The following is a 15,468-nucleotide window of genomic DNA, read 5'->3' on the forward strand; positions in this document are numbered from 1 at the left end:
AGGTGATCATGAACCTCACCCCCATCAGCCACATGAAAAATATCGGACTCGTGCTCGGCGGACAAGCCTCCGCTTGGCAAAAAAATCTTGCCGATTACACCCACGACACCTATATCACCACCGAACTGACCAAGCTTATCGACGCCGCCTACACCCGCACTGCACCCTTTGCACGTGAACTAAGTCAGATCGTTCCTGGTGCTCTACCTCGACTGCGCGCACTTATCGCCGGTAGCGAAACAATCACTGATGGCATTGACAATGAGCCAGCAATCAGCGTGCCAGGCATTCTGCTCAGCCATATCGCTAGCATCGCCCAACTTGCTCAACTAGGCCTAGACACCGTCAACACCGACTTCTATGGACACTCGCAAGCAGCAATCACTCTTGACGCACTTCCTTATGGTTCGTCCCGGCGCGAACTTACCGGAACGTGGGCTAATGACACCGTTTTAGTCGATCATCTAGCCTTCGCCTTTTTACTCGGTGCGGCCACCAGTCAGCACGGTTTTGGTCGAATGCTTGCAGTACGTGGGGTTCCCACCTCGCTTATCGACGTTCCCCTCGCAGTGATCAATGGTCCCGATCGAGTCGTTCTTTCCGGAAGCACCGATGAACTAAACCAGTACCGACGACGTATTGAAGAAATCGTCGCTACGCATAATGCGCGCATTACTAACCACGATATTGGCGGTGTTGAGCTCGAAGCACATTTTGAGGATTTAGGCGTTAATGCAGCCTTTCACCACAAGGCCCAAAAAGAGGCTGCTGAACAGGCAATTTACTGGTCTGAGCAACTAGGTTTGGCCGTCGCTGCACGTACTTTAGCAGAAAATATTTTGCTTAATTCTTTCCTTTGGGAAGTCGGCAATCATGATTATCTTCTTGCGCTTGATCCATCTCTTGCTCGAATCACTGAGAAAATCACCGATGCAGTTATTGTGCCTGCTTATACTCCTGCGCTACGCGATGATTTGGGTACCCCAGGCCATGAAATTGGCTCCCCGGTAGATTATTCCGCTTTTGCACCCCAATTGATTACCTTGCCTGATGGTGAAACCAAGGTTCAGACTGCATTTTCCAAGCTAACCGGTAATTCACCGATTTTGCTAGCCGGAATGACCCCAACCACCGTTGATGCTGATATTGTTGCGGCCGCTGCAAATGCCGGTTATTGGGCTGAAATGGCTGGCGGTGGCCAATACTCAGAAGAAGTATTCAATTTCAACAATACTAATCTGCAAAAACAGCTCGAACCTGGCCGAAGTGCTCAATTTAACTCCATGTTCTTCGACCGCTACATGTGGAATCTCCAATTTGGCCAGCAGCGTATTGTGTCTAAGGCCCGCGCCGCCGGATCGGCAATCAATGGTGTCACTATTTCTGCTGGTATCCCGGAATTAGAGGAAGCCTCCCAGCTCATCAAAGATTTACGTCGTGATGGTTATCCGTTTATTGCCTTTAAGCCTGGCACGGTGGCACAAATTTACTCGGTGCTTGATATTGCGCAGGCTAATCCAGAACAAGAAATAATTATGCAAGTTGAAGATGGCCACGCCGGTGGACATCACTCCTGGGTTGATCTTGATCAACTACTTCTTAGCACCTATAAAGATATTCGCCACCACCGCAATGTAGTACTGGTGGTAGGTGGTGGTATCGGTACCCCAGAGAAAGCCGCCGCATATATCACTGGTTCTTGGGCACGTTCCTATGGGCACAAAAATATGCCTGTCGACGGCATTCTCGTAGGTACTGCAGCCATGGCATGTAAAGAAGCCAAAACCACCCCAGCGGTAAAACAAATACTTGTGAACACCCCCGGCGTAGCAGCTGATGATGAAGGCGGCTGGGTGGGTCGACTAAAAACCAAAGGCGGAATGACCTCTGGCCAGTCACATCTCCTTGCTGACCTTTATGAAATCGACACTGATTTCGCCAAGGCTTCCCGCTTAATTACCTCTCTTGACCCCGATACCTACATCGAGCACCGCGAGGAAATTATCGAAGCACTCAGTACTACTGCCAAACCATATTTTGGTGATGTAGACACCATGACCTACGCCGAGTGGGTACAGCGCTTTGTGGAATTGGCCTATCCTTTTACCGATCCTACCTGGGACGATCGTTTCCTTGATCTGCTACGCCGAGTAGAAGCCCGCTTGCATAAACACGATCATGGGCACATCCCCACCCTTTTTGCCGATGTTGATGCAGTTGCAAATGCCCCACAGGCCGTCGAAAAGCTGCTTGCTGCATATCCTTTAGCCACTGAGATCACGGTAAGCCCACGCGATGCCGCCTGGTTTATCCAGCTCAATCGCAAGCACCATAAACCAATGCCTTGGGTTCCTATTATCGACGGAGATCTCAAACGGTGGTTTGGTTTAGACTCTCTGTGGCAAGCCCACGATGAACGCTATCCAGCCAATGCCGTGCGAATTATTCCCGGACCAGTATCAGTCGGCGGTATTACCAAAATCAATGAGCCGATCGCTGAATTACTAGGACGTTTTGAAGCTGCCTGTGTCGCTGCACTTTCCAATGATGAAACTACTCAATCAGTAGCAGTTTATTCTCGCATTGGTGCTAGCGCTGAAGAAACTATCCGTAATGCACGCACGATTTCCTGGCATGGGCATCTTATTGCGAACCCAGCACATGATCTCGCCCCAGAAGCCTATGAACTTCTTCCTAGCGATGAAGATAATACTTACATTCTGCGTATTCTTGCCGATACCTTCTGGGAAAATCTCCCCGAACAACAACGTCCCTATTATGTTAAGCACGTAGATATCCCACTGGAACTACCACCATCAGTTGCCACAGGTGCTAGCCCAGTAGTCAGTGAAACCAAACTATCCGATGCTGTTTTTGCACTACTTGCTGGCGTGGCCGGAGTTGGTTCAACCTCGGCAGCAGGCGATGTTATTAATGCCCTGCCTCACGTTGATGACACAGGTCTGGTTCACGATAGTTTCCATTTACCACAACAACTTCTTCATACTCATGCCGGTGTATCCAGTGGTAATACCTGCGAGATCACCCCAGATGTTTTGGTCGGACCATGCTGGCCAGCTATCTACACTGCCTTAGGCACTGGCCGACTTCACGACGGTTACCCGGTCATCGAGGGTCTATTAAATGCCGTACACCTGGATCATTTAGTCTCTCTTGAGATACCACTGGCCGATCTTGCCACCGGTGAACGTATCGAGGTAACGAGTCAGTGCGAGTCAATTAAAGAATCTGTTTCCGGTCGCATTGTTACCGTAGTGCTGAAATTAACCCGCGATGGTCAACAGGTAGCTACCCTAACGGAACGCTTTGCTATTCGTGGTCGCGCAACTACTGCTGACCTACCCGAACTCGCACCAGAATATGGCGGTAGCACTGCAAAAATAACCGCTACCCCACGTAGTTTTATTGACCGGGTCGTTGTTCATGCTCCTGCTGATATGACCCCCTTTGCCACCGTTACTGGCGACTATAACCCTATTCACACTTCCTATAACGCCGCTCAGTTAGTTGATCTTCCGGCACCGCTTGTCCATGGTATGTGGCTCTCTGCAACCAGCCAGCAAGTCGCTGGCCGGTATGGCAACGTCGAAAGTTGGACATATTCCATGTACGGCATGGTTCAGCTTAACGACGAAGTAGAAATTACTGTCGAACGTGTTGGGCGTGCTGGTCTCAATGCTGCTCTTGAGGTGACCTGTCGTATTGGTGGCGAGGTGGTTTCTCGAGGTCAGGCACTTATTGCCACACCATATACTGCCTATGTTTATCCTGGTCAGGGCATTCAAACCGCAGGCATGGGACAAGGCGATCGCCAATCTTGCCCAAGAGCACGAGCTGTGTGGCAGCGTGCCGATAACCATACCCGCACACATTTGGGCTTTAGCATTATCGACGTAGTAGATCTCAACCCCACCACATTGCAGGTTCGTGCAGCAGCAGGCAACGATTACACTGCCACAACCTTCCGGCATCCAGCAGGCGTGCTCAACCTCACCCAATTCACTCAGGTAGCACTAGCAGTAGTTGCGTACGGGCAAACTGAGCGTCTGCGCGCAGCTGATGCATTAACTGAAAACTCTATGTATGCTGGCCACTCCCTAGGCGAGTACACCGCATTGGCTTCATTAGGCAATATCTTTGGCTTAGAGGCTGTTATCGACATTGTGTTTAGCCGCGGCTCAGCCATGCACACCCTAGTTCCACGTGATGAACAAGGCCGCTCTAATTATGGTCTAGGCGCACTGCGACCAAATATGATTGGCATCCCAGCAGATCAAGTAGAAGAATACGTAGCCAAAGTTGCCCACGATAGTAATGAATACCTCGAAATTGTTAATTACAATATCGCTGGCCAACAGTATTCCGTTGCCGGTACACTAGCTGGTCTTGCTGCACTACAAGCAGCAACAAACCATCCCAAAGCATTTGTTATGATCCCCGGCATTGATGTGCCGTTCCATTCCAGTGTGCTGCGCCCTGGTGTTCCTGCTTTTGCTGCCAAACTTGATGAGCTGCTGCCTCATGACATCGACACTTCTGCTCTCGTTGGTCGCTATATTCCTAACCTAGTGGCACGCCCCTTCGAGCTCAGTGACGCCTTTATTCAAGCAATCTGTCAGGTTGTTCCAGCTACAAACCTAGAACAGCTAAATATTGCTGACTTCAGCGAAAAAGAATTAGCTCGTATTTTACTTATTGAGCTTTTAAGCTGGCAGTTTGCTTCCCCAGTGCGCTGGATTGAAACCCAGGAACTCATTATCACTCAGGTGGATCAAATTGTTGAGGTTGGTTTGGCGTCCTCGCCAACTTTGACCAACTTGGCTCTACGCAGCATGGATGTTCTAGGCACTGAAATACCTGTGCTTAATGTTGAGCGCGATATGCAGCGTGTGGTGCTAGAAGATGTAACCACCGCACCAGTAGTAGACGATGACGAACCTGACTCAGAAAGCGCTGAGGTTACTCCACCAGATAGTGACGTCGCCGAAGTCAGCGCTGCACCAGCAGAGCCTCTACCTGCAGCAGCCGAAAAGCCACAGGCTCATGCTGGTAGTGGCAATACCACTGAGCTGAGCTTCGATGCAGCAGCGGCTATTGACGTGCTCTTTGCTTTCCAAAATAAGATCCGTATCGAGCAAATCACCCCAGTTGATACCACCGAAATTCTTACCGGCGGAGTAAGTTCTAGACGCAACCAGCTGCTTATGGATATGTCCGCAGAAATTGGGGTCGCAGCTATTGATGGTGCTGCCGATGCCGAGGTACAGGTTCTGCGTGGACGCGTTAATACCGCCGCACCAACCTACCAGGCTTTTGGTCCGGTACTTGGCGAAGCAATTAATGCCCGCCTGCGTCAACTTGCCGGAGCTGCTGGGCTCAAGCCCAATGCCGTTGGCGAATACGTCACCAACATTTGGTGTTTACCACAATCATGGGTACCTCATGTAGAAGCCGAAATCCTACTCGCTACCCGCGAAGGTGATTCTGTGCGTGGCGGAGCACTTGGTAGCCTGCCGCAATCAATAAGCAATAAAGCCCAATTCAACGAGCTTATCGACGCTGCCATCCAATTGGTTGCCGATCGAGTTGGGGTCAGTGTGAGCCGCGGTAGCAGTGGTGCAGGAAGCAGTGGCGCAGTTGTTGATTCCGCAGCACTCGGTGAATTTGCCGATAAGATCACCGGTGCTGATGGTGTGTTAGCAAAAACTGCCCGAACTATTTTGCACGAACTTGGCCATACCACGGTGGTAGATACATCCGATAAGGAAGACTATTCAGCCCTGTTCGCCGCCATGGATGCCGAACTAGGAACTGGCTGGCTCCAGCTAGTTACCCCGGCATTTGATGCTGAGCGCGCCATCTTATTTGATGATCGCTGGGCTAGCGCTAAAGAAGATCTTGCTCGAATTGCCCTAGGGGAAATCGACATGGATCCGCAACGCTTTATTGGTCTTGGTGAGGTTATCGCAGGTCAGGCGCAGTGGTGGTATGCCACCACCAATAAGCCGGTACTCACAGAGATTGCCCACGCCGCTAAGACACAAGCAGAACTACCTTATGCAGAAGATATTGCAGTAGTTACTGGCGCAGCACCAGGATCAATTGCTACTGCAATCGTCGAAAAGCTATTAGCCGGTGGCGCAACCGTTATTATGACCGCCTCCCGGGTGGATCAAAAGCGCAAAGAGTTTGCCCGCCAGCTCTTTAGTGAAAATGCTGCTGGTGATGCCGCCTTGTGGATCGTGTCAGCAAATCTCAATAGCTTCCGTGATGTCGATGCACTCATGGACTGGATTGGTGCTGAGCAAAAAGTTTCCGTCGGTGGCACCACCACAGTGACCAAGCCAGCACTCATTCCTACTTTATTGTTCCCCTTTGCTGCCCCACCGGTGCATGGTTTAGCTACTGATGCTGGCCCGGAGGCAGAAAACCAGGCGCGTTTGCTGTTGTGGAGTGTAGAGCGCATGGTGGGCAAGGCTGCTGCGCTACAAGATATGGATCGAGTGCATGTGGTGTTGCCAGGTTCGCCAAACCGGGGTCGCTTTGGTGGCGACGGTGCCTATGGTGAGGTCAAAGCTGGCCTTGATGCTTTGGTTAATAAGTGGAGTGCTGAGTCTGGCTGGCCAGAAAAAGTCAGTTTTGCTCATGCTCATATTGGGTGGGTTGCCGGGACAAACCTCATGGGAGCTAATGATGCATTAGTACCGCTTGCCAAAGAGGCGGGGATTCAGATTTATACTCCTGCGGAAATTACTGAAGAATTACTGGGACTTATTAGTCCAACCGCACGTGCCCAGGCTGCCCAGGCACCACTTTTGGCTGATTTTACCGGAGGTCTTGCCACCACTACGGTCTCACTCAGCGATCTTGCCGCGCAAGCTGCCGCAGCAGCTCCAACAGCTACGAGCCCGGTTGCAGAACCTATCAGTATTAAGGCCTTGCCAACTCCTTCCTGGCCTACTCAGGCACCAGCTATTGCTACTGATCCGATAAGCGCTACCTTGGATGATTTAGTGGTTATCGTAGGTATTGGTGAAGTAAGCTCATGGGGTTCGGGGCGTACTCGTTTTGAAGCCGAGTACGGAATTCAGCGCGATGGCAGCGTCGATCTCACTGCTGCCGGAGTACTAGAGCTGGCTTGGATGACTGGACTTATTAATTGGCTCGAAGATCCTACGCCAGGTTGGTATGACGCTGATGGGGTTGCGATTGCCGAAGAAGATATCTTTGATCGTTACCGCGATGAAGTTGTTGCCCGTTGTGGCGTACGTCGCTTGAGCGATAAATACTTCCTCACCGATGCTGGTTCTATCGACGTAGCAAGTGTGTATCTCAATCAAGATATTGAGTTCACAGTTACCAGCGAAGCCGAAGCACGTGATTTTCTTGCTGCTGATCCAGAGGGAACCACCATTGCTGCTACTGACGACGGCGAATGGCTGGTACGCAAGGCACAAGGCTCTATTGCACGTATTCCCAAGCGCGCTACCCTAACTCGTAGCGTCGCAGGGCAGATGCCGGATAATTTCGACCCAGCTAAATGGGGTATTCCAGCGCATATGATCGAAGGCTTGGATCGAATCGCTGTATGGAATTTAGTGACTGCTGTTGATGCTTTCCTTACCGCCGGTTTTAGCCCTGCTGAGCTGCTACAAGCGGTACATCCTGGTAATATTTCCTCTACCCAAGGCACCGGCGTGGGTGGTATGGAATCACTACATAAGATGTTTGTTTCCCGCTTCCTCGGTGAGGAACGTCCTTCTGATATTTTGCAAGAGGCACTGCCTAATGTGGTGGCTGCACATGTAATGCAAAGTTATATCGGTGGCTATGGGCAAATGATTCATCCGGTAGGAGCCTGCGCAACTGCTGCGGTCTCAGTAGAAGAAGGCGTCGATAAGATCGCTTTGGGTAAGGCGGATGTGGTTATCGCCGGCGGTATTGATGATGTGCAGGTGGAATCATTAACTGGTTTCGGTGATATGAATGCCACCGCGGAAACTGCCGCTATGTTGGCTAAAGGCATTGATCCTCGGTTTATTTCGCGAGCAAATGATCGTCGTCGAGCTGGTTTCTTGGAGGCTGAGGGTGGCGGTACCGTTATTCTCGCCCGGGGCACGGTGGCTAAAGAATTGGGTCTGCCCGTCTATGCGGTCATAGCTCATGCACAAAGCTACGCCGATGGTGCACACACCTCGATCCCGGCACCAGGTATTGGTGCTTTGGGTGCTGCCCGTGGCGGTAAGGATTCCCGTTTGGCTGCTAGTCTGCGTCGCCTGGGCTTAACCCCGGATGATGTGCGCGTGGTATCTAAGCATGACACTTCTACTAATGCCAATGATCCTAATGAATCTGAGTTGCATACCCGGTTATGGCCGGCGATTGGTCGCGATAAGCATAATCCACTGTTTGTGATTTCCCAGAAGAGCTTGACCGGTCATGCCAAAGGTGGTGCAGCACTTTTCCAAATCGGTGGTCTTATCGACGTTTTCACTCATGGTCGTCTGCCTCAAAATGCTTCCTTGGATTGTGTGGATAAGGAGATAAAAGACAAAGCAGACCCACTGGTATGGTTGCGCTCGCCGCTTGACATCGGTGAAGTCAAAGCCGGGGTACTTACCTCTCTTGGCTTTGGCCATGTGGCTGCGGTAGTAGTTCTTGCTCATCCTGGTATTTTTGCCACTCTTGCTGGTGAGCAGTGGCGCGAACGTGCCTCCAAGCGCTTGCGTGCAGGTGTCCAGGCATTAGAGCGGGGCATGATTGCCCGCGGTGAGCTATACGTTGCACCGAAGGATCGTCGTTTACCGGTCAAGGATGCTCATTTAGCTGAGGTTAATCTTGTGCTTAACGACGATGTTCGTCTCGGTGAAGATGGAGTGTATCCACAAGGTTAAACAGGTGAATTAACTACTAGATAAAGGTATCCCCTTGTTGGCAGTTGAGGTTTTCTTATCCTCTCCAGGTGGCAACAAGGGGATTTTTATCTTGCTTTCTTATGCTCATTAACCAATGCACTCAATGCATTGGATTCTTTCAATAAGGTTTCTGGTGAGCCTTGCGCTACCACCTGAGCTTTATCCAGCATTATGACAAAATCTGAGGCCAGCGCAGATGAAATACGATGGGTAACCAAAACTACCGAGGCACCAATGCTTGATTCCTCGACCATACGACGACAGGTTGCCACCATTTTTGCTTCTGCTAGTGCGTCTAAGGAGGAAGTTGGTTCATCAATAATAATCAGTGTTGATTGATCTGCCCCTAATAGTCCTCGGGCATTTCCTATCCGCTGCCACTGTCCACCCGATAATTGAGTAGGGTGCTGCCAACTCTGACCAAGTGGTGTGTGCTCACCGTGATCCAGATTATCGAAAACTTCTTCTGCTCCACTAGCGGATAAGGAAAAAGCTTCATTGTTAAAGCGACCATAGCTACCTTTTTGAGGAAAAGTAGCAGCTTCGATAGCTATTAATTCCCAGTGTGCGGGTCGTTGTGGAACACCCGTAACATTTATAGTTGTCTTACCTGCCGCATTTGTTCGCACAGAGCTATCTTTTCTTTGTATTTCCCCAGTTGTTGGTGAACGAACTCCGCGCAACAGCATGGCAAGAGTTGTTTTTCCAGATCCATTTCCGCCGACAATACTAATTAAAGAATTTTGTGGCAAAACTATTGAAACATCTTGTAGCGCAAAGGTATCAGCACCTGGGTATTTATATGACACATTCGTTAGCACTGCCCAATGCTTATGAGTGTCTGCGCGCGGTAGGTAATTGGTTGTCTGGTTTCTGTAATCCTTTATCGCTAAAATTTTACGGAATCTACTATATTCTCGCTGTGCTTTAGCTAGATCCGAGAAGGCAAACCTGATTCCAGATAATAATGTGCTCAGCTGCATGATGGTTAAAAGTGCCACGAGCACAACGTGCACGTCGCCTTCATAGCTACACTTCCACACCACCAGCGCGCCGACAGTAAAATATACTGCACTTGAGGCAGCATAGAGCCAGGTTACGTGAAGATTTGCTTGTATAGCTGGCTGGGTTCTTTGACGTTCTACGTTAGAGAATTTATTGATATACCACCGGCTAGCACCATATATCTGCAACTCAGTGCTCATCGAGTTTCCTCGTGCAGCACTGCAAAAATTATGCATTTCCAACTGGTGGGCAGCAGTAATTTTATCTGCGCCGGCACGGATTTTTTCAGCTAGTACACCTACCCAAATAACAAGAATACAAACCGGAAACATCCATAAAATGACCGGAGCAGTTAGGATAGCCACAATCATTAAAAATAGAGGAAGGCAAAGGTTAAAAATAGCTTGATAGGTTCTTAGCAAACTTTCTCCCAAAACAGTGTCTCGGGAGCGTAGTACCGACAGGTTTTCTTTAAATTCGGAGTCTTCTAAGCCCTCTAAAGTCTCAATGTTGCTTAATGCTCGAGCAATTTTCTTATTCGCGATAAAAGCTAAGTGAGTAGCAACGCTTAGCTGAGCGCTTCCTGCTGTTGGTCTTAAAAACTGATTGATGGTTGTAACCAGGAAAAAGAAAAGTAATCCGCTCCACCTGGGAACGTCACTATTTCCTATTTTTCCAGTTACCGCAATAGCAACCATGCTCGGGAAAAATGCTGTGGAAAGATTCATCAGATTAGCTATGGTTAAAATGAATCCTTCTCGTTTAGGCAAATACCGGAAGAAAAAGGAAACCATATCCATTCTTAAACGCAGCATCGAATAGTACTTTTTAAGTCCACTATCAAAAGCTACTGCTTCACTTATTTTCGTGGTCAACACAACTCCGCTCATTAGATACTGCATAGCTTTTTTCTTGTGCACTAAACATGCGTGCATAAAGACCATCACTAGCTATGAGTTCCGCGTGGGTTCCCTGCTCAAGAATTTTCCCCTGTCCAAGAACCACAATCCGATCCACAGTGGCAATAGAAGAAAGACGATGAGTAACGATTATCAAACTATCCTGAGCAGTAGAATTGTTTATCACTTCCGTATAAAGAGCTTTTTCCGATTGGATATCAAGAGAAGCAGTAGGTTCGTCAAGGATAAGTAAGCGTCCCCAGTCTGCTTGTGGGGTAACCAAACAACGCGCGATAGCTAATTTTTGCCATTGCCCCTGGGAAAAATTGTTGCTTCCCTTCCGCTGTGCTTGAGCGATATGTGCAATACCTAGTTGTTCTTGTACTTTTGCAGCATGAGGATGTAACTGTTCTCGTCCCAGGTGAACGCACTCCGATACCAATAGTGGCGGTTGCATATAGTCTTGTGGGACTAGACCGATTCCTAAACCTTGTGTACTACGAGTAGTTGGTGTTTGACCAGCAATAGAAATAGTTCCGGTATCTGGAGTTAATTGTCCAACCAGGAGTTTCATTAACGTTGATTTTCCGGCGCCATTTTCGCCCACAATCGCAATTTTCTCTCCGCGACCTACGTTAAGATCAATGCCAGCTAGTATGTGCCGGGTCCCATAGCTAAAAGAGACATTACGTAACTCAATAATTGATGAAGCACTCAACGGTTCGGGTTCTAACCCAATGGGCTCAGTAGGAGTAACCGCATTGGTTTCTGTGTCACGGTCATCTAAGGCACTAGGTTTTTTAGTTTCAATAACGCGCAACATTTCTTCAAATTCATGTGCCCTAACTTGTATTGAGCCTAAACTTCCCAAACCAGCTAATCCGGGAAGTGCAATAACTAGTGCACTGAAAAAACCGGCATAGTTTATCTCTGAGTGAAAAAGATGCCAAGCAATATAAAGAACTAGACATGCGATAAAAGGTGTCTGTGCCCGAATATTCAGCTTCCAAAATTGACGAGCACGAAGTTTTGCTGAAGAAAATTTCAGCTCAGAGGTTTTTATAAACCGACCAACGAGTACCTCTCCTAGCCCATATAATCTGGTTTCTTCTGCAAACTCTGGATCGATCAGAGTTCGCCAATAAAATTTTGATCTTAGAGCGGCTTCATCCGAGGTTCCGGAAAGTTCTTGCTGCATAACCAAGTGATACCGAGCAACAACAACCCCCGAGTACCACATAGCCATTCCTAATAGGAGCGCAAGAAAAAGATTCCACGTCGCTAAAAGACACAATGCAACCAACCCGGAGAGCCGTTGTTGAATCACATAAAAGACTAAAGAAATGCCTTCTTGCCCTACCCACGACTGTGTTTGTTCGGTTAATGTTTCCCCAGGATTATCAAGCTCGTAGGCTAATGCTTCTGGTTGCACAACTCGCTGCACGGATGATTCCACTAAATAGATACAGTGATCTGCAACTGCGCCAAGCAACGGAGTAAGAATCAATAGTGGAATAAGGGTTTTTAAAGAACTAAGGAAAAGATCTTTTTCTTGGTCTACTGCTTGGGCAACGTGAGCTACTTGGTACATCAAATAAAACTGCACTGCATAAGCAAAAATTGTGCTCACCAGGGCACAGATAAGCATAATCGGAGCACTTTTAAATGCAAACCTAATGGCACGCATGCCGTGGATAGGATTCACAGCTACGAATTGGGAAAACCAGTTAAACGTGCCTGCCTTTCTCGTTAGTTTATTTACTGCAAAGCTCAGCACTACCACCACACTGCATCATTGCACTATAAAAAACTGTATCAATACCCAAAGAGGCTCCTTATAAAATGGGATATTCGTCGAAAGATAAAAGAACCTAGGGCAAAAACAAAAGTGCCCAACTCTACCTCTCACAGCAGGAGGCTACACGCAGACAACAGTAGCGTGTTGAATTTCGCAAAATTTTTCTAGTGAGATGAAACATACACTGCTCGTACGTTTTCATTCAAAATGCTTCCTCATCATTTCTGCTGCCGCCAACTCAAACAATAAGAAGCCACTAGAAAAAGTTCACTCTCTAGCACAGTTGTCGACCACATTTACTCTGATCGCCATCTGCTTTATGCAGAATAGCTCTCACTTAATAACCAGTGAACACAATACTTTCACTTAATCGCATATAATGCCCATAGTTCGTCGTCGATAAGGCACTCTCCACAGGATCAGGTACAGCCAAAAACTGCTTACTCCTTCGGAAAAACTTTCTCACGCCGGTCCTGAGAATAAATTCTTCCATTTCACCGTGCAACTGGAAAGATAACGAACAATATCAGTAAAATAAAACCTAATCAGAAAGGTTTTTATGAAACAGCTCGTTACCCTCATGCTATCTTGCATCGCGCTGAGTGCTTGTGGCATTGATACCCCAGATCCATTACCATCAGTTAATCCATCGGCATACCCATCTCTTACAGATACCACTATGAATCATCATTCCCAGGCCCTACCACCTGTTTTTGCCACCTTAGAAGAACTTATTACTGCCGAAGAAATCACTATTCCGATGAATTCTTCGTTAGTTGTTTTATTAGGCGAAGGCGAATCACCCACCCAATGGACAGGAACAGTTGCTGATGAGTCAGTGGCTACGGTTTTTCCTGGCGGCACCATTGGCAGTGCTGAATTTAATCTGGGTTTTGTACCAGTTTCACCTGGCACTACTCAAGTTTCGTTAACCGGACCAACTGGGCAAAGCACAAATTTATTACTCGAAGTTGTTGCTCAGCAAAACTAAACCACCACTCCAAGTGCTTTTCGACGGCTTAGCTAAAACTACTCACCTGTTGCAGTAATAAGTTCGGTAATTGCCATACTTAATGTCCGCGGTTTTTCTAGTGGCAGAATATGGCCTACACCGGGGATAATGTTTAATGTAGCTTCAGGCCATAACTGTTGTAAATGCTGTGCTTGCGCAGGTGGGGTAACCATATCCTGATCGCCTACAAAAATTGTTCCGGGAATTCCACTGATTGACGTTTCAGCTATATTCTCATCATGAGTATGTAACGCTTGGCTAAAACCAAGCACTGTTGCTCGCGGAAGCCGGTTTAAAGCTTCAGTGTAAAAGGTGACTACCTCTTGAGAAGCGTGTTCGGGAAGGAAAACACTAGCAATAAGTTTAGATAAATTATTGGTTTCTGGCACAGTTTCTTCATTATTTACGAAAATAGGCTGAGCCATAAGTTGGGTGAAGTTTTCTCCAGAAAAAGCTTCTGCGGCGGTAGCTACCAAAACCATTCCTTTTACTCGCGCTCGTAGTTGCGGGTAGCGGCGCATCAGATTCAAGATGGTCATACCACCTAGGCAATGGCCAACTAAGATAAGCGAGCCAGTTATTTCAGAATCATCGAGAACATGAAACACATCATCAGCGGCAGCGTCGATAAAATTATCCGTCGATACGCGTTCTTGGCTTCGCCCATGGCCACTAAGATCCATGAGTAAACAGCGCGCATGCAACCCAATTTCCGCAGTTTGAAAATGCCAGGATTTAGCGGCTAAGCCAAACCCATGCACAAAAACCACCGTAACCGGGGCGTCCTCATCACCGGCAAGATAATAACGAATCCCACCAACTTGAGCAGTAGAACTAAAATAAACGGTACGCTTATCTTGTATTTTATCTAATGCCCGATGACGACGCTTACGTTGGATAGTCTCGATTATCTGCGGCTTAGCCATGCATATAATTTTAGGTGTTTCTACCGTATGCAAACAAAAGGACAATATATGCGTTCTCTTTCCGACCAGCTAGCCGCGCTACAAACCGATACAACCGATAAGGAAGAATCAACCGCTCAGCGTGTTATCCGCTTGCTTGCCGAAATCACCCACACCGATGCCGAAAAAATCATCCCAGAAATGTCGTTAAGCGATGCCGGGATAGAATCTTTAGAAAAAATCGAACTAGCAATACGCATCGAGCAAATTTTCCAGGTTCCTGCCGAGCCAGAAAATTACCTAAACATCGACACAATCGAGCAACTTATCCAGCTTATCGACGCTGGCTAACCGCACCTCTACGTGTTCTAGTTCCACCTGAATTGGCTGAGTAAGCTCGCAAGTATGAGAGGAATCCACCAAAGCATTAAGCCGCTGGTAAAAACGATTTAGTTCCTCAGCTGTGCCATTGACAAGTTGGTGCGTTTCTAAGGTGCCATCGGCCATACGCCGCCAGGGTGTGCATGGGGCAATATCAAATTCATCACTGCCAGGTAGCGCCCATAACGGTGGCGATAATAATTCTTCGACCATGATTTTCTCGACCACGTGACGAAGTTTTTTGGGCAGGCCAATAACCCGCATCACCGCAATGCGCTGCGCTTTACTATCGCGCGACCACACATCAGCATTGAACACGTCAAACCCTCATTCCTTGTCATGTGTTTTAAGACGAGATTCGTCTTCCCCTACGCATCTCTTGGTTACTTAAAACTCAGTCAGGAATGTTCCACCAGAAATTCTTCTGTACCGAATCAATTCCTAGCAACCCTCAATAACTACTTAACCCCCCACTTGTGTCAATACTCAGGATTTGCTTATCGACGTTATCCCACTATAAAGCAGCTATGAC

The 15,468-nt window shown here is 48.0% G+C and carries 7 protein-coding genes; 3 read left to right on the forward strand and 4 right to left on the reverse strand.

The window, feature by feature from the left end; genetic code table 11:
* Positions 1-8 precede the first annotated feature (8 nt).
* Positions 9-8,915 carry a type I polyketide synthase gene (locus UL82_RS08935; RefSeq protein ID WP_046440519.1) on the forward strand — a complete coding sequence of 2,969 codons (8,907 nt, stop codon included), beginning with the start codon at positions 9-11 and terminating at the stop codon, positions 8,913-8,915.
* 86 nt (positions 8,916-9,001) lie between these two features.
* Here UL82_RS08935 and UL82_RS08940 read toward each other — a convergent pair whose 3' ends face one another.
* Both UL82_RS08940 and UL82_RS08945 read right to left on the reverse strand, forming a co-directional pair.
* The gene (locus tag UL82_RS08940; RefSeq protein ID WP_158407833.1) at positions 9,002-10,831 is read right to left on the reverse strand and encodes an ATP-binding cassette domain-containing protein; all 1,830 of its coding nucleotides are present in this window, start codon (positions 10,829-10,831) and stop codon (positions 9,002-9,004) included.
* Positions 10,797-12,545, reverse strand: a complete 1,749-nt coding sequence (locus UL82_RS08945) for an ATP-binding cassette domain-containing protein (RefSeq protein WP_046440523.1) — start codon at positions 12,543-12,545, stop codon at positions 10,797-10,799. Before UL82_RS08945 ends, UL82_RS08940 begins: the two co-directional genes overlap by 35 nt.
* A 652-nt stretch (positions 12,546-13,197) precedes the next feature.
* Between UL82_RS08945 and UL82_RS08950 the strand changes: the two genes are divergently transcribed.
* The gene (locus tag UL82_RS08950; protein ID WP_046440525.1) at positions 13,198-13,629 is read left to right on the forward strand and encodes a hypothetical protein; all 432 of its coding nucleotides are present in this window, start codon (positions 13,198-13,200) and stop codon (positions 13,627-13,629) included.
* Positions 13,630-13,667: 38 nt separating this feature from the next.
* Here UL82_RS08950 and UL82_RS08955 read toward each other — a convergent pair whose 3' ends face one another.
* The gene (locus UL82_RS08955) at positions 13,668-14,576 is read right to left on the reverse strand and encodes an alpha/beta fold hydrolase (RefSeq protein WP_052735935.1); all 909 of its coding nucleotides are present in this window, start codon (positions 14,574-14,576) and stop codon (positions 13,668-13,670) included.
* A gap of 48 nt (positions 14,577-14,624) precedes the next feature.
* On the opposite strand from UL82_RS08955, the gene UL82_RS08960 reads away from it, so the two are divergent.
* Entirely contained in the window at positions 14,625-14,906 is a 282-nt protein-coding gene (locus UL82_RS08960; RefSeq protein ID WP_052735936.1) for an acyl carrier protein, read from the forward strand.
* Here UL82_RS08960 and UL82_RS10685 read toward each other — a convergent pair.
* Positions 14,856-15,254, reverse strand: coding sequence for a hypothetical protein (locus UL82_RS10685; protein ID WP_052735937.1), 399 nt, complete (start codon positions 15,252-15,254; stop codon positions 14,856-14,858). The genes UL82_RS08960 and UL82_RS10685 overlap by 51 nt on opposite strands.
* Positions 15,255-15,468 lie beyond the last annotated feature (214 nt).

Origin of the sequence: Corynebacterium kutscheri, assembly GCF_000980835.1 — a bacterium.
Taxonomy (GTDB): Bacteria; Actinomycetota; Actinomycetes; order Mycobacteriales; family Mycobacteriaceae; genus Corynebacterium; species Corynebacterium kutscheri.